We start from the raw sequence: 22,895 nt of genomic DNA, 5'->3' as shown, positions 1-22,895 counted from the left end.
GTCAGTCCTTTCTCTATCCCCAATCCAGTCCTTGTGGCGAACTTGAAAATCCCGCCTCACGCAGCAGCGTAAACATCGGCGTTTGCCGGACCGGTAGGTCATTCACTTCTGTTAGCGTAAAGCGCAGCCGTGGTTCGCGACGCAGTGCGGTAGTCAGCGCGTGGAAAATCTCTGGGGCGAGTAATTCCTCTTTTTCCTGCCAGACCAGCATTTTTTTGCCACCTTGCGCCAGATAGAGTAACAATTTGCCGCCAGAAACGACCACCAGCGCACCCGCCCGACGCGTTGGTATCAGCGTTGCCGGATGTGCAGGCCAGGGCAGAAGATTTCCCCACACATTAGCCGGATCGTTGGCGGAGAGCGCCACTGGTGTATAGTGGCGCGTTTGCGCGGTTTGTGTCGCCAGATCGCGCAATCGGTCAATAGTCAGACGTTCAGCGAATTGCGCGCCACCCAGACCTTCTACAAAACGACCTCGCATAATTCGCCCGGAGTCTTCCATACTTCGACAAAGCGTTTGCATCGATGGAAACCCACCAGGGATATTTTCGGCTATCACCGCCTGACGACTGATGATGCCGTAGCGGTCGAGCATATTTTCCGCCAGCGCCAGCATCCTTTCGGTATCGTTTAGTGGCTCCACCTGCAATAACGACCAGCGTCCAGCAAGCTTTGGTGTGTTGTAAGATACCCGCGGCGAGACGGGTTGCGCATAGACAGAACGTCCACGACGAGCCCGGTGACTGCGGCGAGTTGAGGTGCGTGTGTTGGTACTGCTGTGGGTGAGGGCGCGTAACGGTGCCCAAATGTCGCTGGTGATGACGCCTTGCCAGACCAGCGCCCATAACGCCTCTTGCATGGCTGAGGGATCAACCGATTCGCCGATTTTATCGCGTATCCGTTGGCTGATTTGTTGTGCAAACCAGGCTCCTCCGTCAGCCAGAACCGTGACTATCGCTTGCTGCAGTGCCGAACGATTCGCCTGATTCGCTTCGGCGGAAGTGAACGATTCTGCGGCATATTCCTGTAGATGCAGTGCCACCAGACCGTCATCTTCACCCAGCTTTTTTTGCCCCGACCAGATAACCGCACCGGTTGCCAGTAATTCATCGAGCATTTCTGGCGAATAGTCGCGTACGCGGGCAGGCAGGATCTGGCTTTCCCAGAGTGAGGCGGGTAAACCGACTCCTGCAAGCTGTTCGATCACCCGCATGACGCCATCCACGCCCTCATAAACGCCTGGCGATGTTGAGGCAAAGAGTGCCGGGCTACCATCGGTGGCGGGTAATACGCCCTGACGTTCCAGCAGCAATCGCGCATAGGTCGTGGCCGCAACGGGACGTGTCGCTTCTCTGGCGGCTTGCAGCGAGCGCAAACGCAGACGACGAAATACTTCATCGCTCACCCAGATGTCTTGTTGCAGATTCATCACCAGCCCCTGTTCGCGCAGTTGCTGAAGTTGCTCTTCGACAATGGCAATACCGAGACTAAACTCATGAGCCAGTTGTTCAGCTGTGACCAGAGCATGAGCCCGGAGATAGCGCAGAAAGAGGTCGCGAAGCGGGTAACTGACTCGGTGCAAATAAATCTCTGGCAGTGACTCTGGTAGTCGTACGCCGAGGGCATCGCGCAGCCTGGCGGCATCATCCATACAGGCAAGACGCTCCTGCCCGCTAATCATCGTCGGGAAGATTCGTTTTACTGCAAGAAGATTTTCCAGATACGACGCAATCTCTTCACTGCTGCCTGTATGCCGTCGCGCCAGGTCTTCAACGGTCATTGGACCCAGTTCGCGCAGCAGGTCGAACAATCCTTCTTCACCTTTCGCTCTTCTGCCAGGTGCCAGTCGTTGCAACTCTTCTTCCACCTGGCGAATGACCTGCGGGTCGAGTAATTCCCCCGGTTCGACCTGTCCGAGTAGATTGCGCAGTAACTCGCTGTCCAGCGACAGTACGGATGCCCGGCGCTCTGCCAGCGGGGCGTCGCTCTGGTACATAAATTCCGCGACATAGCCGAACAATAAACTGGCGGCGAAAGGCGAGGGCGTAGTGGTCGTTACATCGGATATTTGAATTTCGCCACCGTTCAGGCGACGCATCAAACGTTCCAGCGCGGGAAGATCATAAACATCTTGCAGACATTCGCGTAGGGTTTCGAGAATGACCGGAAAATCCGGATATCCCTGAGCGATTTCCAGCAACTGACTGGCGCGCAGTCGTTGTTGCCAGAGCGGGGTGCGATGGCCCGGCGTGCGGCCCGGCATTAATAATGCCCGCGCGGCGCATTCGCGAAAACGGGCGGCGAAAAGTGCCGAGCTGCCTACCGCATCGCGGACAATTTGCAGCAACGTTTCTGGTTCAAACAAAAAAATCGCGGCATCAGGTAATTTACCATCGGTGTCAGGAATGCGCGCAACAATGCCGTCATCACTGGCAACCACAGACGCGTCAGCGCCCCATAGTGCATGTATTCGCCCGGCAATCGCCAGCGCCCAGGGTTCATGCACCCGTCTTCCATAGGGAGAGTGCAAAATAATACGCCAGTCACCAATTTCATCACGGCACCGTTCGAGGACAAGATGACGACTACCCGGAACGATGCCCGTCGCGTTGCGCTGCTCGTCAATCAACCCCTGAATATTGGCGATCGTATTTTCTTCTGCCAACCACGGGGGAATAGTCCCGGAAAAGAACGCGCCATCCGCCAGTAAATGGAGAAAATCGCCGATCATCTCGCCTAATTCTACCGGACGTCCGTTACCTTCACCACGCCAGAAGGGAAGGCGGGCAGAACGACCTGGAGCAGGAGTCACAATCACCTGATCGCGGGTGATTTGCTGGATCCGCCATGAGGTAGCGCCGAGAGTGATAATGTCGTTCACCCGCGACTCATATACCATCTCCTCATCCAGTTCACCCACCCGCCGCGAACCGGCCTGTTCTTCACCTTCGGGTAATAACACGCTATACATGCCACGATCCGGAATGGTGCCACCGCTGGTAACCGCCAACAGCTGAGCGCCAGGTCGGGCGGTCAATATCCCGGTCTCCCGGTTCCAGACCAGTTTGGGGCGAAAAGCAGAAAAATCGCCAGAGGGATAGCGCCCGGAAAGCATATCCAGCGTGGCGTCAAAAACACGTCTTGGCAGATCTTTCCACGGTGCGGCACGGCGTACGCGGGAGTACCATTCGTCTACCTGTAATGCATCCATCGCCGCGGCGGCAACGGTTTGCTGCGCAAGGACGTCGAGTGGATTATGCGGTGGTGTCAGGTTTTCCAGCCTGCCTGCGAACATACACTCAACAATGACTGCGGAATCGACTAAGTCACGCCGGGTTCGGGGGAAAAAAAGCCCTTTGGAGATACCACCTACCTCGTGTCCGGCACGTCCAATGCGTTGTAACCCACTGGCAACAGAAAGCGGCGTTGCCACCTGAATCACCAGATCCACCGCGCCCATATCAATCCCCAGTTCGAGACTGGAGGTTGCGACCACGCAGCGTAATTCACCCGATTTCAGCGCCTGTTCGGTGATTGCTCGTTGTTCTTTAGAGACGGAGCCGTGGTGTGAGCGGGCAATAAAAATGTCGCTATTTTGTACACGGTTAGAGGTTGCGCCGGAGGTCGACTCGAAATGGACCGCATCAACGGCGATAGACGGGGAACGCTGTAAGCGTGCGGCGTAAAGCTCATTCAATCGTGCCGTCAGTTTTTCCGCCAGCCCGCGTGAATTAGTAAAGACAATGGTCGAGCGATGGCGCAACACTTCATCAAGGATACCCGTTTCAATATATGGCCAGATGGAGCCTTCCCGGCCGGCATGGCTGTCTTCGCCAGTGCCGCTGGCGACCGATGAGACATCATCCATATTGGCGACCGGTACGACAATCCGTATCTGCGGATGACGCATTGCGGGCGGGTTGACTACCGTAACCGGGCGATCGCCACCAAGAAATGCTGCCACATCGCTGGCTGAACGCACAGTGGCAGAAAGGCCAATTCGCTGTGCTGAGGTGTGGAGCAGCGCATCGAGCCGCTCCAGACTTAACGCCAGATGCGCACCACGTTTACTGCCTGCTACCGCGTGGACTTCATCAATAATTACCGTTTCGACGCCGCGTAGCGTTTCGCGCGCGCGGGAGGTCAGCATCAGATAGAGTGATTCGGGTGTGGTGATCAGAATATCCGGCGGATTACGGGTGAGTTTGCTGCGTTCCTGTGCAGGCGTATCGCCAGTACGGATCCCCACGCGAAGATTGACTTCCGTTTCGCCGCGCCGCCGCCGTTCATCGGCAATACCCTGTAACGGGATCTGCAAGTTGCGCTGAACGTCGCTGCCCAGAGCTTTGATCGGTGAAATATAGAGGATGCGTGAGGTTTTACGCTTATGCGCCTCGCGGGTATCTTCGCCGCCTTCGCGGAAGAGCTGATCGAGGGCGTAGAGAAATGCTGCCAGCGTTTTCCCGGAGCCAGTCGGTGCAATCACCAGCGCATGTTCGCCTCGCGCCGCCACATGCCAGGTTTGCGACTGGACAGCGGTCGGCTGTTTAAAGGCGCGAAGAAACCAGTCGCGGGTCGCCGGTGAAAACACGTCCGGCAGGGGCGATGAAGGGTTTAGATTATCTGCCATTAACGCTATTCCCCGTGAATATCATGCATGATGCGTGGAATAGCCTCACTATAGATGCCTGAATCATTGCATGTCATCAGGCATCGACTCGATTACACCTCTTCGGCGGCAGGTAGCGGCCAGCCTCCCAGACGTTTCCAGCGGTTGACGATTTCACAAAACAGCACAGCAGTGCGTTCGGTGTCGTACAGCGCGGAGTGCGCCTGGGTGCTGTCGAAGTCCATGCCAGCGGTCTGGCAAGCCTTTGACAATACGGTTTGTCCGAGTGCCAGCCCGGCAAGTGCAGCAGTGTCAAAAGTGGCGAAAGGGTGGAACGGGTTACGTTTCAGCGAGGCGCGTTCTGCGGCGGCCATCATAAAGCTGTGATCAAAATTGGCATTGTGCGCCACCATAATGGCGCGGTTACAGCCGCTCGCTTTAATGCCTTTACGTACAACTTTAAAAATTTCGTGCAGCGCCTCGTATTCGCTGACCGCGCCGCGATCGGGATCGTTCGGGTCAATGCCGTTGAAGGCGAGGGCCTCTGGCTGCAAATTTGCGCCGACAAATGGTTCGACGTGGAAATGTAATGTGGTGTCCGGCATCAGCCAGCCTTGTTCATCCATTTTCAGGGTGATGGCGGCAATCTCAAGCAGCGCATCGGTTTTGGCGTTAAATCCGGCTGTTTCAACATCGATCACAACAGGATAAAAACCACGAAAACGGTCGCACAGACCGGTAAGTTGAGCGTTATCGGACATCTGATTCTCTTAATACGGATAAATTGCAGCGCGCATTATGACAAATATTACTTGTCGATGCAGTAAAGATGCGGGCGCGATGAGTTCACGCCCGGCAGGAGATTAGTTGCCCAGACCGCGACCGGCGTCTTTCTCTTCGATTAACTCAATTTTGTAACCGTCCGGATCTTCCACAAACGCGATAACCGTAGTACCGCCTTTTACCGGACCCGCTTCACGGGTGACGTTACCCCCGTTTTGACGGATTTTTTCGCACGCTTCAGCGGCGTTATCAACGCTAAGCGCGATGTGACCATAAGCAGTGCCGAGTTCGTATTTATCCACGCCCCAGTTGTAGGTCAGTTCAATCACCGCTTCTTCGGTTTCCGGACCGTAGCCAACAAACGCCAGTGAGTATTTGTATTCCGGGTTTTCGCTGGTACGCAGCAGTTTCATGCCCAGCACTTTGGTATAAAAATCGATGGAGCGTTGCAGATCGCCAACGCGCAGCATGGTATGAAGAAGACGCATCTTTATATCCTCAAAATGGCTAACAGATTCAAAATGTTGTTTTAGTATAGCGGCGGCTTTGCGCCGCTCGCAATGTTGGATTACAGCGTCGGGTAATCCGTGTAGCCTTCCGCACCGCCGCCATAGAAACTTTCAGCACGCTGTGGATTAAGCTCAGCTTTGCGCTGCAAGCGGGCGACCAGATCCGGGTTCGCAATCCAGTCACGACCAAATGCCACCGCATCAATTAACCCTTTGCCGATCAGCGTTTCGGCTTTTTCTACCGTGTATGCACCTGCGCCGATAATCGGACCGTGGAAACGGGCGCGTACTTTTTCGCGGAACGCATCAGTATACGGTTCACCCCCCGCCCAATCTGGTTCTGACATATGCAGATAAGCAATGCCGCGTTTACCCAGTTGTTCAATCAGATACAGTGCATCGGCTTCTTCATTCGGGCCGTTATCTGTGTTCTGGAAAGTACCGATTGGCGAAACGCGAATGCCAATGCGTTCGGCACCCCATTCTTCAATCCCGGCATCGACCACTTCCAGCACCAGTCGCGTGCGATTTTCCACACTGCCGCCGTACTGATCGGTACGATGGTTTGAAGAAGGAGAAAGGAACTGATGCAGCAAATAACCGTGAGCAGAGTGGAGCTCTACCAGATCAAAACCGGCTTCACGCGCGTTAGCAATGGCCTGACGGAAATCATTGACGATACCCGGAATCTCTTCCAGTTCAAGCGCACGCGGCATGGATGTTTCAACACGGATCGCCTGACCATTTTCATCGCGCAGAGAAGTACGTGTTCCCGCGCTAAGTGCGGAAGGCGCTACCGGTGCCTGACCGCCAGGTTGCAGGCTGGCGTGAGAAATGCGTCCGGTGTGCCACAGCTGTACGGCCATATGACCATTTTCAGCATGAACGCCAGCGGTAATTTTTTTCCATGCGGCAATTTGTTCCGGACTATGGATGCCAGGTGCACCAGCATACCCTTTTGCCTGGGCAGAAATTTGCGTGGCTTCGCTAATAATCAAACCGGCACTGGCACGTTGGCGATAGTATTCCGCCATCAACGGGGTAGGGATGTCACCCGGTTCAATACTGCGCAGACGCGTCAGCGGTGCCATAAAAATACGGTTTGCCGCCGTGATCGCGCCCACTTTCAGTGGGGAATACAGTTTTTCAGATGACATAAAGGCTCCCGGTCGTCTGGTGATAAAAAATGCCTGCTAAACGGCAGGCGTCGCAATAATGGTTTTTACATGTGCCAGCGCGTTTTCCAGTGGCTCGGAATTGCGCGAAATTTTGGCCTGCAGATTCGCACCCAGCCATAGTGCGTAAAGCACTTGTGCCTGTTGCAGCGGTTCGCCACAAAAGGTTAAACAATGGCTATCACGGCCATTTTCCAGCGCCTGCGAGAGCAGAACGATCACGCCGCGAGCGCCTTTATCCATCGCGCTACGCATATCTTCTGACAGATCGCACACTTCGGCAGAGAGTTTTACTGTCAGGCAACCACTGATGGTTCCATGTTGGCAAAACTGGTTCAGTGTTTGCTGGTAATAAGCCAGTATGCGGTCGCGGTAGTTACCTTCGCCGGATTGCAGCAACTCAGTCAGTCGCTGGTGATATGCGGCGTAATGGCGCTCAAGCATGGCAACGCCAAACGCTTCTTTAGAGCGAAAGTAGTGATAGAAGGACCCTTTCGGCACTTCAGCAGTTTTTAGTAATTCGCTTAGCCCCATCCCGGTGAATCCACGTTGCAGGCAAAGTTGCTCGCCCGTCGCCAGGAGATGTTCGCGAGTATCATGTTCGGTGTGTTTGTTCATGCGCTGGAGTGTAGTAGACCAGTCGGTCTAGTGCAAGCAAAGTTGCTACTTTGGGTATTAAGAGCTTCAATAGTGGTAATAATCTTATCTGAGGAGGGCGAGGTGGCGGAGCAATTAGAGTTCTTTCCCGTCCAGAGCCCGTGCCGGGGAATTTGCCAGTCTGACGAACGCGGATTTTGTCGCGGCTGCTTTCGCAGTCGGGATGAGCGTTTTAACTGGAATAAAATGAGCGATGGCGAAAAACAAGAGGTACTGCGCCTTTGTCGGCAGCGATTAATGCGCAAATTACGTGCAAATAAGCCAGCGTCATCAGACGAACCGGAGCAACCATCACTCTTTTGAGCCTAATCTTGCGTATACTCCTCTCATATCTGATAAGAGGAAGCGATTATGGTTCAGCGTATTACTATTGCGCCGCAAGGCCCGGAGTTTTCCCGTTTTGTGATGGGCTACTGGCGATTGATGGACTGGAATATGTCCGCCCGCCAGCTGGTCAGTTTTATTGAAGAGCATCTGGATCTCGGCGTGACCACCGTGGACCATGCTGATATTTATGGTGGCTATCAGTGCGAAGCGGCGTTTGGCGAGGCGCTGAAACTGGCTCCTCACCTGCGTGAACGGATGGAAATCGTCAGTAAATGCGGTATCGCGACGACCGCGCGTGAAGAAAACGTCATTGGTCATTACATCACTGACCGCGATCACATCATTAAGAGCGCCGAACAGTCGCTGATTAACCTTGCGACCGATCATCTGGATCTGCTGTTAATCCACCGACCAGACCCGTTAATGGATGCCGATGAGGTGGCGGACGCGTTTAAACATCTGCATCAGAGCGGCAAAGTGCGCCATTTTGGCGTATCCAACTTCACGCCCGCGCAATTTGCCCTGTTGCAATCACGCCTGCCGTTTACCCTTGCCACTAATCAGGTGGAAATATCCCCGGTGCATCAGCCGTTACTGCTGGATGGTACGCTCGACCAACTGCAACAACTGCGTGTTCGTCCGATGGCGTGGTCCTGCCTTGGTGGTGGTCGTCTGTTTAATGATGATTATTTCCAGCCGCTGCGTGATGAACTGGCTGTGGTGGCGGAGGAGTTAAACGCGGGCTCGATTGAACAGGTGGTTTACGCCTGGGTATTACGTTTACCGTCGCAGCCGCTGCCAATTATCGGCTCAGGTAAAATTGAGCGCGTACGGGCAGCTGTCGAAGCAGAAACACTGAAAATGACCCGTCAACAATGGTTTCGTATCCGTAAAGCGGCACTGGGTTACGACGTACCGTAAGCACTTTTAGGAATAGCCGCCGTTCAAAAATGTGTCACTGGTTTACACTTATTCAGGAATGCACAATGAACGGAGGTCCTATGAAACGTTTTAGTCTGGCCATTCTGGCGCTGGTTGTTGCGACCGGCGCACAAGCTGCCAGTGAAAAAGTCGAGATGAACCTCGTCACGTCGCAAGGGGTTGGGCAGTCAATTGGTAGCGTTACCATTACTGAAACCGATAAAGGTCTGGAATTTTCGCCCGATCTGAAAGCATTACCTCCCGGTGAACATGGCTTCCATATTCATGCAAAAGGAAGCTGCCAGCCAGCCACCAAAGATGGCAAAGCCAGCGCCGCGGAATCCGCAGGTGGGCATCTTGATCCACAAAATACCGGTAAACATGAAGGGCCAGAAGGTGCCGGGCATTTAGGCGATCTGCCTGCACTGGTCGTCAATAATGACGGCAAAGCCACCGATGCCGTCATCGCGCCTCGTCTGAAATCACTGGATGAAATCAAAGACAAAGCACTGATGGTCCACGTTGGCGGCGATAATATGTCCGATCAACCTAAACCGCTGGGTGGTGGCGGTGAACGCTATGCCTGTGGTGTAATTAAGTAATTAAGAGGCCAGCGTACCTTGCGGCGGTGCTTGCTCAAGTTGCGAAAGCGAGCAGTACAGCCGCCAGACAATTGCCGCCAGCTCACGGGCGGCAGGTTGATGATGACGGGCAAGGCTGTCGCAAATCCGCTGTAATTCTTCAAGTGTGGCCGCCAGTGATTTTTGCTGAACGCCACGCTCACTCATCACTCCCCGCAACAGTGAAATACAGTTATCCCGTACTCGTGATAACGGATCGGAACGCGATTCCCAGTCGCGCAATTGCCAGACAACATGAGAACAGTTCAGCAGCACTACACCCCAGCGTAATAACCAACGGCGAGCCAGCGCATCCTGGCTGTTACTCAACTGACTGACGTGATGATAAGTGAGCGATTCAAATTCGCTTTCACTCAGTGTTGGATGGCGGCTTAGTTGATCGACAAAATCCCGGCGCAGCGCGCGTATATGGCGACGGCTTTTACGAGCATCCGATCCTGGACGCAAAATGGCGAACGCTAACCACGCCAGCGCAACGCCAACGATTTTTGCCAGATTATCGTTAAGAAAATCAGCAAAATCATACACCGGGGGATTAGTGACAGCGATAAACGAACCCATAAAAACAATCAGTTGCCCCCACAGTGCGGCAAATTTGGGCATCTGCAATTTAAGAAGCTGCATTGTCGCCAGCAGTGGAAAGAGAAACAGTAAAAATTGCCACAGATCGCTAATCTGGACCATCAGGCCAAATTTGACCACAAAGCTGAATAGCGAAAGTAACACCAGCGTACGCATCAGCAGTGACAACGACTTAAACGGTGCTGCGACGGCGGAGTAGAGTACGCAGCTAATTGCTGCCAGCGTTAATGCATTGGCACCGGCATCCCATTGCGAAGCAATACTCCATGTGCCAATCATCATCAACGTACAAAATGTACGCAGTCCGCTCCACATAGCTTCGGCGTTATCGGTATGACGAGCCAGGCCGGATGTCCATGGGAGTCTGGCATGATCATCTACACCGCTTTGCAGACGATGTAATTCCTGACTACTTTGCAGATATAGGCGGCAAAAATAACGTAGTCGCTGCCAGAAGGCGACGTGCCGATAGTCGGCGACGTTGGTCGGGCGTAGTGGGGCGATAATACGTGCGACGGTGTAAATATCTGTTTGCGAACTGGCGAGCGCCGTTAGCAACTGTTCGAGAATTTCTCGTGTGGCACATGGCGGTGAGGGCCAGTTGAGCAACATACGTCGCAGGCTGGAGATGACACTGGTCATACGTAATTGCTGGTGGAGTAGCGCATTAAGGCGCGCGTTTTGCTGGCGAAAACGATAGTGGCTCCAGAAAGCCTGGATACGCAGCAAATTCATGGTCAGTATCTGCCCAATCACCCCCTCATGTGCTGCACGAATGGCATCGGTTGTTTCTGGCTGCCAGAGTAAACTGGCATGTTCCAGTAATCGGGCGTGCATGTTTTTCAATGCGGTTAAAAGGGCAGTAGCATCGGAACTGCTCGGCAGGATCATCATCATCATGCCGCCGCACAAAATACCGACAATCACCTCGCAAACGCGCGCCTGAGCGATATCCCACAGCTGGCTGGCCTCAGTAATATTAACCATCGGAAAGGCGATGATGGCAGCCGTGTAGCCCGCCAGTTGAAATGCATACGCGACATTATTCGTGAAGTGCGCACAGGCCCAGGTACAAAAGCCAAGCCACGCCGCCATGCTCAAAAGAAAAAACCACGGCTCATTGAGCGTATGTCCGGCAAGAAGCAGTGCCGCAATGGCTCCGAGCAAACTGCCAGCGATGCGTCCGAGGCTTTTGCTGATGACACCGCCAACGGTGGGAAAGCTAACCACGGCAGCCGAGGTCATCGCCCAATAGGGTTCATCCAGATTTAAATAATAGGCAACCGTCAGCGCCAGACACATGGCAATGGTATTGCGTAACGCATAACGCCATTGCGCCAGCGTGGCCCTGAACCAGGGCAAATTGCGCAAGGACCATGACGATGCGTTCATTATTGACCTACGGCAATGCTACAGGTGGTGCCCGACACCAGCGTGACATCGCCTGGGACTTTATCCAGCGCAAAGCGGACGGGAACGCGTTGGGCGAGGCGAACCCAGGGGACGTTAGGTTTCACATCCGGAATAAGGCTTGAGTCACTTTCAACGCTCTGATCATAAATAGCCCGACCGATACTGGAAACGTGACCCTGTAACGTTTTGTTATCCCTATAGAGGGTTATTTGTGCTGGTGCACCTTCGCGGATATGGCGCAACTTGGTTTCTTCAAAATAACCAATGACGTAAAACGAGTGGCTATCGACAAGAGCAAACAGCGGTTTCCCGGTGTCAGCGTAATCGCCGATGCGGGTAGTGAGGTTAGTCACCCATCCACTCACCGGGGCGCGAATTTTCGTTTGCGCCAGTTGCCATTGTGCCTGTTTCAGCGTCGCCTGTGCGGCATCAACACTGGCCTGCATCGCTTTAACATTGAGGTTAGCGGTATCGAGTTCTTCGGCAGAAATAAAATTTTGTGAGAGATGACGACGACGATTCGCTTCGTTATTGGCTTTTGCGAGGTCAGATTGCGCTTTCGTCAGCTGAGCCTGTGCGTTCAGCTCGGCGATCTGAAAGGGCGTTTTATCGATCGTGAGCAGAAGATCCCCCGCGTTAACCAGTTGGTTGTCTTTTATATTCAGCTCAACAATACGTCCCGACACCTGAGGGGTGATAGAAACCTGTTCAGCGCGTATTTTCCCGTCGCGTGTCCACGGAGATTGCATGTAATAATTCCACAGCCACCATCCGGCAAGAACCGCAACTACCGCTACAATGATTGTTGAGAAATACTTAATTGTTTTAATTGACATAGTTACCACGCAATCAGTATTGCCAGGGCAAGGCAAACGCAAATCGCAAACAGCGATAAATCCATTAACAAGGGATGCCAGATGTCACCGGCGTAGATCCAGCCACGAAGCAGGCGGTGTACGACAAGCCAGATGACGAATCCAAACGCGAAGGCTTTGAAAAACGGAGGAAAGTAGACGGACGCACCGAACACCAGATCTTGTAAGGGCAATCCTGTTGCATTGAGCATAAACTTCACAAAGTAGATTCCTTTACGACCGAATATATTGCGTTAGATTAATAAATATTCTTTAAGTGCGAAAAATTTACGCGCAATTTCTGAAAAATATGTCTGACGGTAACCAAATGCAGCAATACATTTGTTTTAGCAATACAATTGCTGCACACTATTCTAAAAGCCGCATAATATCTTAGCAAGCTAATTATAAGGAGATGAAATTGGAATCGCCACTAGGTTCTGATCTGGCACGGTTGGTGCGCATATGGCGTGCTCTGATAGACCATCGCCTGAAACCGCTGGAGTTAACACAAACCCATTGGGTTACGTTACACAATATCCATCAGTTACCTCCAGACCAGTCGCAAATTCAACTGGCAAAAGCGATTGGCATCGAGCAGCCATCACTGGTCCGTACTCTGGACCAACTGGAAGAAAAAGGGTTAATTTCGCGTCAAACTTGTGCCAGCGATCGTCGGGCTAAACGTATTAAACTGACGGAAAAGGCAGAGCCGCTGATCAGCGAAATGGAAGCTGTTATTAACAAAACCCGCGCGGAAATTTTACATGGCATCTCCGCAGAGGAACTGGAACAACTGATTAAGCTCATCGCAAAACTTGAGCATAATATCATTGAGTTACAGGCCAAAGGGTGAAATGAAGGGGGCGTGTGGTCAGTAACCTGACCACACGCAAACTTACTTATTTAGCGCGGGGAAACGGTCACCTGACTGCCATTGCTGGCCAGTACGACACGTTGGCCCGGAGAGAAACGAGTGTTGCCTTGTTTCTGTACCACCATGATGGTATTACCATCGTCTTTACGAATTTCCAGCTCGACACCCTGCGTTTTGTTCATTGCACTCTGTACGCCCTGACCGGCTACGCCACCTGCAACAGCGCCTGCTGCAGTAGCCAGAGAACGCCCGGTTCCGCCACCAACAGTATTCCCCAGGAAACCACCAAGAACAGCACCGCCAATTGCACCGATAACGTTGGAATCATCACCGCCCTGAATCTGTACCGGACGTACGTTAACGATGGTGCCATAGCTGACATTCTGTACTTGTTTCGCTTCAGAAGCGGTATAAACATCCCCTGACAGGGTGTCGTTATTAACACAACCGACAAGAGACAGACCTACCATTGAAACAACCAATACGCGTTTAATCATTGAAAAATCTCCTGTTCACCATGAAACGCCACGCAAGCATCCCTCATGGTCAAAGTATATGGCATATGTGAATCCATGGTTACATGTTCTACCAAATATGAGCAAATCATAATGAAAGTAGGATCAACCAATTATAAACAAAACATTCATGATGATTATTGATTTGAAGGTAATGTTTTACTACCAACGGTAAAAATCGGTCATTCCGCATAGTATTCACGAAAAGTTTATGTTTGAGTGGTGCGCAAACGTCAGATTGAAAAAGGATGAACTATGAAATCGGGCCGCTTTATTGGCGTTATGTCTGGCACCAGCCTTGATGGTGTTGATGTTGTGTTGGCGACAATTGATGAACACCGGGTCGCACAGCTGGCAAGTTTGAGCTGGCCGATCCCGGTGTCTCTGAAACAGGCTGTACTGGATATTTGCCAGGGCCAGCAGCTTACACTTTCGCAGTTTGGACAGCTTGATACTCAACTCGGGCGACTTTTTGCTGATGCGGTCAATGCCTTGCTTAAGGAACAAAACCTGCAGGCGAGAGATATCGTTGCGATCGGCTGTCACGGTCAAACCGTCTGGCATGAACCGACGGGCGTGGCACCACACACTTTACAGATTGGCGATAACAATCAAATTGTGGCACGCACCGGAATTACGGTTGTCGGTGATTTTCGCCGTCGCGATATTGCCTTGGGAGGACAAGGCGCACCGCTGGTACCTGCGTTCCATCATGCGCTGCTGGCTCACCCAACCGAGCGACGAATGGTGCTCAATATTGGCGGCATCGCCAATCTGTCACTGCTCATTCCTGGGCAGCCGGTAGGGGGCTACGATACCGGCCCTGGTAACATGCTGATGGATGCCTGGATCTGGCGTCAGGCAGGTAAACCTTACGATAAAGATGCCGAGTGGGCACGGGCGGGTAAAGTTATTCTCCCACTGTTGCAAAATATGCTCAGCGACCCATATTTCTCGCAACCTGCACCGAAAAGTACCGGACGCGAATACTTTAACTACGGCTGGCTGGAGCGCCATTTGCGCCATTTTCCGGGTGTTGATCCCCGTGATGTGCAGGCCACACTGGCAGAACTCACCGCCGTGACCATTTCTGAACAAGTTTTGTTGAGCGGTGGCTGTGAACGATTGATGGTATGTGGTGGAGGAAGTCGTAATCCGCTACTCATGGCGCGTCTGGCGGCATTACTGCCAGGCACAGAAGTCACCACCACCGATGCCGTTGGCATTAGTGGCGATGACATGGAAGCATTGGCTTTCGCCTGGCTTGCCTGGCGTACGCTGGCGGGATTACCAGGAAATCTGCCTTCCGTCACTGGCGCAAGCCAGGAGACGGTACTGGGGGCTATTTTCCCCGCTAACCCGTGATATCAGAGTTAACTGAATTTTTCTTACCGCGTCTGCCGTTACACTTGGAACGTTAGGGAGGGCGTATTGCCCTCCAGACCAGGAAAGTCTTCGGGATATGTCTATGAAAAAACTGTTACTGATCTGTTTGCCGGTGCTTCTCACCGGCTGTAGCGCGTTCAATCAGCTGGTTGAGCGCATGCAAACCGATACGCTGGAATACCAGTGTGATGAAAAACCGTTGACGGTCAAACTGAATAATCCGCGCCAGGAGGTCAGTTTTGTATACGATAATCAACTACTGCATCTCAAACAGGGCATTTCAGCCTCTGGCGCGCGTTACACTGACGGAATCTATGTTTTCTGGTCGAAAGGCGATGAAGCGACTGTCTATAAACGCGACCGCATCGTCTTGAATAACTGTCAGTTACAAAATCCACAGCGTTGAGATTTTTCCAGGGGCGGCGCACAATAGCGTCACCCACTGACAATCCGTAAAGAAAACCATGTCTGATAACGACGAATTGCAGCAAATCGCGCATCTGCGCCGTGAATACACCAAAGGCGGGTTGCGCCGCCGCGATCTTCCTGCCGAGCCATTAACCCTTTTTGAACGCTGGCTCTCTCAGGCTTGTGACGCCAAACTGGCGGACCCTACCGCGATGGTGGTCGCTACCGTGGATGAACATGGTCAGCCTTATCAGCGCATCGTTTTACTCAAACATTACGACGAAAAAGGCATGGTGTTTTACACCAACCTCGGCAGCCGTAAAGCACATCAAATCGAAAATAATCCGCGCGTTAGCCTGCTGTTCCCGTGGCATACCCTTGAGCGCCAGGTGATGGTGATCGGTAAAGCGGAACGACTTTCGACTCTCGAAGTGATGAAATATTTTCATAGTCGCCCCCGTGATAGCCAGATTGGTGCATGGGTTTCGAAGCAGTCCAGTCGCATTTCTGCCCGCGGTATCCTTGAAAGTAAATTCCTGGAGCTGAAGCAGAAGTTTCAACAGGGCGAAGTGCCATTGCCGAGTTTTTGGGGCGGTTTTCGCGTCAGCCTTGAACAGATTGAGTTCTGGCAGGGCGGTGAGCATCGCCTGCATGACCGCTTTTTGTACCAGCGTGAAAATGATGCGTGGAAGATTGATCGTCTTGCCCCCTGAAAAGATGCAAAAATCTTGCTTTAATCGCTGGTACTCCTGATTCTGGCACTTTATTCTATGTCTCTTTCGCATCTGGCGAAAAGTCGTGTACCGGCAAAGGTGCAGTCGTTATATACATGGAGATTTTGATGGCAAGCAGTAACTTGATTAAACAATTGCAAGAGCGGGGGCTGGTAGCCCAGGTGACGGACGAGGAAGCGTTAGCAGAGCGACTGGCGCAAGGCCCGATCGCGCTCTATTGCGGCTTCGATCCTACCGCTGACAGCTTGCATTTGGGGCATCTTGTTCCATTGTTATGCCTGAAACGCTTCCAGCAGGCGGGCCACAAGCCGGTTGCGCTGGTAGGCGGCGCGACGGGTCTGATTGGCGACCCGAGCTTCAAAGCTGCTGAGCGTAAGCTGAACACCGAAGAAACTGTTCAGGAATGGGTGGACAAAATCCGCAAGCAGGTTGCCCCGTTCCTCGATTTCGACTGTGGAGAAAACTCTGCTATCGCGGCGAACAACTATGACTGGTTCGGCAATATGAATGTGCTGACCTTCCTGCGCGATATTGGCAAACACTTCTCCGTTAACCAGATGATCAACAAAGAAGCGGTTAAGCAGCGTCTCAACCGTGAAGATCAGGGGATTTCGTTCACTGAGTTTTCCTACAACCTGTTGCAGGGTTATGACTTCGCCTGTCTGAACAAACAGTACGGTGTGGTGCTGCAAATTGGTGGTTCTGACCAGTGGGGTAACATCACTTCTGGTATCGACCTGACCCGTCGTCTGCATCAGAATCAGGTGTTTGGCCTGACCGTTCCGCTGATCACCAAAGCAGACGGCACCAAATTTGGTAAAACTGAAGGCGGCGCAGTCTGGTTGGATCCGAAGAAAACCAGCCCGTACAAATTCTACCAGTTCTGGATCAACACTGCGGATGCCGACGTTTACCGCTTCCTGAAGTTCTTCACCTTTATGAGCATTGAAGAGATCAACGCCCTGGAAGAAGAAGATAAAAACAGCGGTAAAGCACCGCGCGCCCAGTATGTACTGGCGGAGCAGGTGACTCGTCTGGTTCACGGTGAAGAAGGTTTACAGGCGGCAAAACGTATTACCGAATGCCTGTTCAGCGGTTCTTTGAGTGCGCTGAGTGAAGCGGACTTCGAACAGCTGGCGCAGGACGGCGTACCGATGGTTGAGATGGAAAAAGGCGCAGACCTGATGCAGGCGCTGGTCGATTCTGAACTGCAACCTTCTCGTGGTCAGGCGCGTAAAACTATCGCCTCCAATGCCATCACCATTAACGGTGAAAAACAGTCCGATCCTGAATACTTCTTTAAAGAAGAAGATCGTCTGTTTGGTCGTTTTACCTTACTGCGTCGCGGCAAAAAGAATTACTGTCTGATTTGCTGGAAATAATGCATTAAGTGGAAAGGGGGAGTGAGAAATCACTCCCCCTGGTTTTTATACAGGGAACATGATGAAAAATATTCTCGCTATCCAGTCTCACGTTGTTTATGGTCATGCGGGTAACAGTGCGGCAGAGTTTCCGATGCGCCGCCTGGGCGCGAACGTCTGGCCGCTGAACACCGTTCAATTTTCTAATCACACCCAATACGGCAAATGGACTGGCTGCGTGATGCCGCCCAGCCATTTAACCGAAATTGTGCAAGGCATTGCCGCCATTGATAAATTACACACCTGTGATGCCGTATTAAGTGGCTATCTGGGATCGGCGGAGCAGGGTGAACATATCCTCGGTATCGTTCGTCAGGTGAAAGCAGCGAATCCGCAGGCGAAATATTTTTGCGATCCGGTAATGGGTCATCCGGAAAAAGGCTGTATCGTTGCACCGGGTGTCGCAGAGTTTCATGTGCGTCACGGTTTGCCTGCCAGCGATATCATTGCGCCGAATCTGGTTGAGCTGGAGATACTCTGTGAGCATCCGGTAAATAACGTCGAAGAAGCGGTTCTGGCAGCGCGTGAACTCATTGCGCAAGGGCCACAAATTGTGTTGGTTAAACACCTGGCGCGGGCTGGCTACAGCCGTGACCGTTTTGAAATGCTGCTGGTTACCGCCGATGAAGCCTGGCATATCAGCCGTCCGCTGGTGGATTTTGGTATGCGCCAGCCGGTAGGTGTTGGTGATGTGACGAGCGGTTTACTGCTGGTGAAACTGCTTCAGGGGGCAACGCTGCAGGAGGCCCTGGAACATGTGACCGCTGCAGTATACGAAATCATGGTGACCACCAAAGCAATGCAGGAATATGAGCTGCAAGTGGTTGCTGCTCAGGATCGTATTGCCAAACCAGAACATTATTTCAGCGCAACAAAGCTCTGAAATATCTCATTTCGGCCCACAACGACCTGTGGGCCGATGGCTATTACTTTAAGCCTTCCGCTGACAGCGCGTCTTGTACTTCCGGACGTTCAGCCATACGTTGCATAAATGCCGCAATGTGCTCTAACCCTTCCAGATTCAGTTTCACCGCGTATGCCCAGCGCAGAACCGTAAACAGATAGGCATCAGCAATTGTAAATCGTTGCCCGCAGATCCAGTGCTCATCCTTCAGAGCATCGTTCACATATTGCAGCTTCTTCTCCAGCTGCGCGCGAACTGTTGGTTTGTACTCTTCCGGTGTATCAGGGCGAAACAGAGGTGTGAAGCCTTTATGCAGCTCGGTGGCGATGTAATTCAGCCATTCGATGGTTTTATAGCGGGAAATACTGTTTACCGGTGCCAGCAACTGGCGGTCGGGGACGCTGTCGGCAAGATACTGCATAATTGCTACGCCTTCCGTCAGCAAAGTACCATCGTCCAGCAGCAATGCAGGTACCTGTCCCTTAGGGTTAACGGCAAAGTAATCGTCACCGTTTTCGAGACGTTTTTTCATTAAATCCACACTGACGAGCGTAAAATCCTTTCCGCTCTCACGCAGGGTGATATGGGAAGCGAGAGAGCAGGCGCCCGGTTTGTAGAACAATTTCATCGGTAACTCCTTTTGTCTGTGGTTTAAAGTATGGTAGTGCGTTGCTGAACAAAAAAAAAGCCGCTAACGAAAAGTTAGCGGCTTGTAAAAAAGTTTCCCTGAATTTTACGCTACAGCAGCTTTCGCCGCTTTGTCTGCAGCGTCATCCTGCGTCATGCGGTGCAGTTTCGGCGCGGTCAGCAGCATCAGTACTGCAATAACGGCAGTAGCGACACCAATCTGCAAGAATACGCGACCATAGACTTCCAGTGACATCAGTGGATCGGTAACGTTATCCGGCACAGCCATCATACCCGCAACATAACCACCAATCAGGTTTGCACCGGCAGTGGTGAGGAACCAGCTACCCATAATGAAGCCCATCAGACGCTGCGGAACGAGTTGTGCAACCATTGCCAGACCCAGACCAGAGATCATAAGTTCCCCGATACTCTGCAGGCCATAGCTCGCGACCAGCCAGCTTACAGACACGATACCTGCGTCAGACGCGAATTTCGCACCCAGCGGCAGAATCAGGAACGCACCAGAACACATCACCATGCCGATTGCAAACTTGGTTGGCATCGGCAGGGTATCGCCCATCTTGTTATAGATAGCGGCCAGAATCGGACTACCGATGATGATCCAGAACGGGTTCAGTGCCTGATACTGCTCAGGTTCTACGGCCAGACCCAGAATGGAGTGCTCAACGTTACGAATCGCAAAGAAGTTCAGTGACGTTGGCATCTGGCTGTACAGCACGAAGAAGATAATGGCTTCGAGCATCAGGATGAAGGCAACGATCATTTTACGACGAGCAGCACCTTTCATCGCGAAGGCTTCTTTACCGAAGATAACCACAATACCGAAGGCAACAACGCCCAGCGCCATACGCGCAACTTCCTGATTGTGCAGCAGCCAGGTGGCGATAGCGATCAGTGCCACAACACCAATAATGGTCAGCAGCAGGTTACGGTAGTTGATAGGCTCGAAGTCTGGTTTTGAACCGTACTGTTTAACCCAGCGTTGGCAGAAGGCGAAGTTAACGATAGTGATCAGCAGGCCTACAACGCTCAACGCAAACGCAACACTCCAGCCGTATTTCGCGGCCAGCCACGGGGTGGCGATCATAGAGAAGAAAGAGCCGATGTTGACGGACATGTAGTACATGGTGAATGCACCGTCCAGACGCGGGTCGTTTTTCTCATAGCATGTAGAAAGCAGAGAAGACGGGTTAGCTTTAAACAGGCCGTTACCGACCGCAATAGCCGCCATCCCCATATAAACGATACCGGCGTCGTGACCAGACCAGGCAACCAGAGCATAACCAATCGCCAGCACAATAGCGCCAAGCATAATTACGCGTTTAGTACCTAGTACCTTGTCACCTAACCAGCCGCCGATAGCGACCAGACCATAAACCAGGGCACTAAAGGAAGAGAAAAGGGTGATTGAATCCGCTTCAGACATACCCAGTTGTTTAACCAGGTAAACAGCCATAATTCCTTGTAGGCCGTAATAACCAAAACGTTCCCATAACTCAATCGAGAAGATGAGATAGAACGCCTTCGGTTGTTTGAAAGCGTTCAAACTGACGCTTTCAGTTGGTTTTTGGTTTGCAGTGGACACTTTTACCTCTTTTTTTACATCCCATATTAACGGGGGTGCTTTCTCGCGTTATGCCTAAAAAACATACGCGCAATTGTTATAGTGGGAGGGGAAACGGCAGGTAATGTTCACTATCTTGCACTTTCAGACAAGTCCTTTGTAATAATCTGTTACATATAACTGAGGCGGGGAATTCAACCATTCCGGGAAATGTTATCCAGCGTTAAATTTTTCAAAAAACGTAACGGCAGATTTTTTCACTACCCTGAGAGGGGGATGATGGCTTAACGGCGATATGTTCTGCTATTTAGCGTTTTTACTAGTGAGATAGTCCAGTTTCTGAAAAATAGCCAGTGTAATGTTTTGTAGGTCAATATTTGTTGCGTGTGTAAATTTAAATAATTTTAACCTAGTTCTTGCAATGTTTTTACATTGCCACAGCATCGTGATCTTGATCACGAATGAATAGAAAATTTCGCTATTAAAAAAACAATTAACCTGCATTTTTGGTTATCCGCAAACGGATTACCTGATGATAACGCTAAGCAATGGCATCATTGACGTTAAAAAGATGTTTTAAAAGAGGATAAAGAAAGGTTATCAATGGGGTAATCGGTGTTACCCCTTTTCTTCAGATGTCAACTTTCTCTTTGTATTCACAAAGATCTTCAATAATACAAGAGCCACAGCGAGGCTTGCGGGCAATACAGGTATAACGCCCGTGCAGGATCAACCAATGGTGGCAGTCGACTTTAAACTCTGCCGGAACCACTTTCAGTAGCTTTTCTTCTACCTGTTCGACGTTTTTCCCCGGCGCAAATTGAGTACGATTACAAACGCGGAAAATGTGCGTGTCGACAGCAATAGTCGGCCAGCCGAATGCAGTGTTTAATACGACGTTGGCTGTTTTACGACCTACACCAGGCAGGGCTTCAAGCGCAGCACGATCTTCCGGAACCTCGCCATTATGCTGTTCCAGTAAGATACGGCAGGTTTTGATGATATTTTCTGCTTTGCTGTTATAAAGCCCAATGGTTTTGATATAGGTTTTCACCCCTTCGACGCCCAGTTCAAGCATCGCTGCAGGTGTATTAGCCACCGGGTAGAGTTTCGCCGTCGCCTTATTAACACTGACATCGGTCGCCTGAGCGGAAAGCAGTACGGCAATCAGCAATTCAAAAGGCGAACTGAAATTAAGCTCGGTGGTGGGATGAGGATTGTTCTCACGCAGGCGAGTGAGGATCTCCAGGCGTTTTGCTTTGTTCATCAGACATTCCCTGTTTCACCGTTTGGCAATGCACGTTCGGCAGCTGCTTCAGTACGGCGCTTTTTCATTCTTTCATCAATCAGGTATTTCCCTGCCAGCATCAGTCCCAGGCCAATAAATGCACCTGGTGGCAGCATCGCCAGCAGGAAAGGGGAGTCGGTGTGGAAAATTTCCACGCGTAATACTTTTGCCCAGCTACCTAACAGCGCATCTGCACCGTCAAACAACGTGCCATTGCCGATAATTTCGCGTAGTGAACCCAGCACGAACATGGCGCAGGTTGCGCCCATACCAATTGAAAAGCCGTCCAGTGCCGAAAGCGCCGGACCTTTTTTGGCGGCGAAGGCTTCAGCGCGGCCCACAACGATACAGTTAGTGACAATCAGCGGAATAAAAATCCCTAATGATTGATACAGGCCAAAGGCGTAGGCGTTGATCAGCATCTGTACAGCGCTGACCACCGAGGCGATGATCATCACGTAAATGGGAATGCGGATCTCGGCTGGCGTCCAGTGACGCAGCGTCGAAATGGTCAAGTTGGTCAGCGTCAGTACCAGCGTAGTCGCAAGTCCTAAACCCAGAGCGTTAGTGGCAGTGGACGTGACCGCCAATAGCGGACAGAGGCCGAGCAGCTGGACCAGCGCAGAGTTGTTTTTCCACAACCCCTGAACAATAACGTCTTTAATTTCGCTCACGC

General features: G+C 51.9%; 22 protein-coding genes. 9 read left to right on the top strand and 13 right to left on the bottom strand.

Going from position 1 to position 22,895, the window contains the following annotated elements; translation table 11 throughout:
- Positions 1-13 precede the first annotated feature (13 nt).
- The 5 genes from ACJHWK_RS08445 to nemR form a co-directional block, all read right to left on the bottom strand.
- Positions 14-4,630 carry an ATP-dependent helicase gene (locus ACJHWK_RS08445; RefSeq protein WP_410234818.1) on the bottom strand — a complete coding sequence of 1,539 codons (4,617 nt, stop codon included), beginning with the start codon at positions 4,628-4,630 and terminating at the stop codon, positions 14-16.
- Positions 4,631-4,722: 92 nt separating this feature from the next.
- Positions 4,723-5,370: a ribonuclease T gene (gene rnt / locus ACJHWK_RS08440; RefSeq protein ID WP_001282281.1), complete on the bottom strand. Its 648-nt coding sequence runs from the start codon at positions 5,368-5,370 to the stop codon at positions 4,723-4,725.
- Between the two features lie 102 nt (positions 5,371-5,472).
- Positions 5,473-5,880: a lactoylglutathione lyase gene (gloA, locus tag ACJHWK_RS08435; RefSeq protein ID WP_001237796.1), complete on the bottom strand. Its 408-nt coding sequence runs from the start codon at positions 5,878-5,880 to the stop codon at positions 5,473-5,475.
- A gap of 80 nt (positions 5,881-5,960) precedes the next feature.
- Positions 5,961-7,058, bottom strand: coding sequence for an N-ethylmaleimide reductase (gene nemA / locus ACJHWK_RS08430; RefSeq protein ID WP_001520603.1), 1,098 nt, complete (start codon positions 7,056-7,058; stop codon positions 5,961-5,963).
- A 36-nt stretch (positions 7,059-7,094) separates the two neighbouring features.
- Positions 7,095-7,694 (bottom strand): DNA-binding transcriptional regulator NemR, encoded by a 600-nt coding sequence (gene nemR, locus ACJHWK_RS08425; protein ID WP_001032943.1) that lies wholly within the window; start codon positions 7,692-7,694, stop codon positions 7,095-7,097.
- A 102-nt stretch (positions 7,695-7,796) separates the two neighbouring features.
- Here nemR and ACJHWK_RS08420 point away from each other — a divergent pair, with 102 nt between their 5' ends.
- The 3 genes from ACJHWK_RS08420 to sodC all read left to right on the top strand — a co-directional run bounded on the left by ACJHWK_RS08420 (position 7,797) and on the right by sodC (position 9,583).
- Positions 7,797-8,036 (top strand): DUF1289 domain-containing protein, encoded by a 240-nt coding sequence (locus tag ACJHWK_RS08420; RefSeq protein WP_000840481.1) that lies wholly within the window; start codon positions 7,797-7,799, stop codon positions 8,034-8,036.
- A gap of 48 nt (positions 8,037-8,084) precedes the next feature.
- On the top strand, positions 8,085-8,981 hold the full coding sequence (locus tag ACJHWK_RS08415; RefSeq protein ID WP_000250656.1) for an aldo/keto reductase family oxidoreductase: 897 nt from the start codon (positions 8,085-8,087) through the stop codon (positions 8,979-8,981).
- Between the two features lie 80 nt (positions 8,982-9,061).
- Complete coding sequence (gene sodC, locus ACJHWK_RS08410; RefSeq protein WP_001296937.1) at positions 9,062-9,583, top strand: superoxide dismutase [Cu-Zn] SodC; 522 nt, start codon at positions 9,062-9,064, stop codon at positions 9,581-9,583.
- On the opposite strand, the gene ACJHWK_RS08405 is transcribed toward sodC, so the two are convergent.
- The 3 genes from ACJHWK_RS08405 to ACJHWK_RS08395 are packed head-to-tail and all read right to left on the bottom strand — an operon-like array spanning position 9,584 to position 12,692.
- Positions 9,584-11,596 (bottom strand): FUSC family protein, encoded by a 2,013-nt coding sequence (locus ACJHWK_RS08405; RefSeq protein ID WP_020233107.1) that lies wholly within the window; start codon positions 11,594-11,596, stop codon positions 9,584-9,586.
- Entirely contained in the window at positions 11,596-12,453 is an 858-nt protein-coding gene (locus ACJHWK_RS08400) for an HlyD family secretion protein (RefSeq protein ID WP_020233108.1), read from the bottom strand. Before ACJHWK_RS08400 ends, ACJHWK_RS08405 begins: the two co-directional genes overlap by 1 nt.
- 2 nt (positions 12,454-12,455) lie before the next feature.
- Positions 12,456-12,692 (bottom strand): DUF1656 domain-containing protein, encoded by a 237-nt coding sequence (locus ACJHWK_RS08395; RefSeq protein ID WP_000670998.1) that lies wholly within the window; start codon positions 12,690-12,692, stop codon positions 12,456-12,458.
- Positions 12,693-12,892: 200 nt separating this feature from the next.
- On the opposite strand from ACJHWK_RS08395, the gene slyA reads away from it, so the two are divergent.
- Positions 12,893-13,327 (top strand): transcriptional regulator SlyA, encoded by a 435-nt coding sequence (slyA, locus tag ACJHWK_RS08390; protein WP_000445640.1) that lies wholly within the window; start codon positions 12,893-12,895, stop codon positions 13,325-13,327.
- Positions 13,328-13,377: 50 nt separating this feature from the next.
- Here the strand turns inward: slyA and slyB are convergent, their stop codons facing one another.
- Positions 13,378-13,845, bottom strand: coding sequence for an outer membrane lipoprotein SlyB (gene slyB, locus ACJHWK_RS08385; RefSeq protein ID WP_000597196.1), 468 nt, complete (start codon positions 13,843-13,845; stop codon positions 13,378-13,380).
- A gap of 273 nt (positions 13,846-14,118) precedes the next feature.
- Here slyB and anmK point away from each other — a divergent pair, with 273 nt between their 5' ends.
- The 5 genes from anmK (at position 14,119) to pdxY (ending at position 18,695) form a co-directional block, all read left to right on the top strand.
- Positions 14,119-15,228, top strand: a complete 1,110-nt coding sequence (anmK, locus tag ACJHWK_RS08380; RefSeq protein WP_000835077.1) for an anhydro-N-acetylmuramic acid kinase — start codon at positions 14,119-14,121, stop codon at positions 15,226-15,228.
- A 97-nt stretch (positions 15,229-15,325) separates the two neighbouring features.
- Positions 15,326-15,655 (top strand): C-type lysozyme inhibitor, encoded by a 330-nt coding sequence (gene mliC / locus ACJHWK_RS08375; protein ID WP_000061973.1) that lies wholly within the window; start codon positions 15,326-15,328, stop codon positions 15,653-15,655.
- A gap of 58 nt (positions 15,656-15,713) precedes the next feature.
- A complete protein-coding gene (gene pdxH, locus ACJHWK_RS08370) occupies positions 15,714-16,370 on the top strand; it encodes a pyridoxamine 5'-phosphate oxidase (protein WP_001282325.1) in 657 nt (218 codons plus the stop codon).
- A gap of 128 nt (positions 16,371-16,498) precedes the next feature.
- Positions 16,499-17,773, top strand: a complete 1,275-nt coding sequence (gene tyrS, locus ACJHWK_RS08365) for a tyrosine--tRNA ligase (RefSeq protein WP_001295400.1) — start codon at positions 16,499-16,501, stop codon at positions 17,771-17,773.
- Positions 17,774-17,834: 61 nt separating this feature from the next.
- Positions 17,835-18,695, top strand: a complete 861-nt coding sequence (gene pdxY, locus ACJHWK_RS08360; RefSeq protein WP_001302086.1) for a pyridoxal kinase PdxY — start codon at positions 17,835-17,837, stop codon at positions 18,693-18,695.
- Between the two features lie 43 nt (positions 18,696-18,738).
- Here the strand turns inward: pdxY and gstA are convergent, their stop codons facing one another.
- From gstA to rsxE, 4 genes are all read right to left on the bottom strand, one after another.
- Entirely contained in the window at positions 18,739-19,344 is a 606-nt protein-coding gene (gstA, locus tag ACJHWK_RS08355) for a glutathione transferase GstA (protein ID WP_000765742.1), read from the bottom strand.
- Positions 19,345-19,449: 105 nt separating this feature from the next.
- A complete protein-coding gene (gene dtpA, locus ACJHWK_RS08350) occupies positions 19,450-20,952 on the bottom strand; it encodes a dipeptide/tripeptide permease DtpA (protein WP_000100932.1) in 1,503 nt (500 codons plus the stop codon).
- 610 nt (positions 20,953-21,562) lie between these two features.
- Positions 21,563-22,198: an endonuclease III gene (gene nth / locus ACJHWK_RS08345; RefSeq protein ID WP_001030339.1), complete on the bottom strand. Its 636-nt coding sequence runs from the start codon at positions 22,196-22,198 to the stop codon at positions 21,563-21,565.
- Positions 22,198-22,893 (bottom strand): electron transport complex subunit RsxE, encoded by a 696-nt coding sequence (rsxE, locus tag ACJHWK_RS08340; protein WP_001289657.1) that lies wholly within the window; start codon positions 22,891-22,893, stop codon positions 22,198-22,200. The genes nth and rsxE overlap by 1 nt, the downstream gene beginning before the upstream one ends.
- Positions 22,894-22,895: the final 2 nt, after the last annotated feature.

It is taken from the genome of Escherichia sp. WS547 (genome assembly GCF_046486065.1).
GTDB classification, from domain to species: Bacteria; Pseudomonadota; Gammaproteobacteria; order Enterobacterales; family Enterobacteriaceae; genus Escherichia; species Escherichia coli.
Note: the sequence above shows the minus strand (reverse complement) of the source record. Positions and strands in the feature narration are given on the sequence as shown.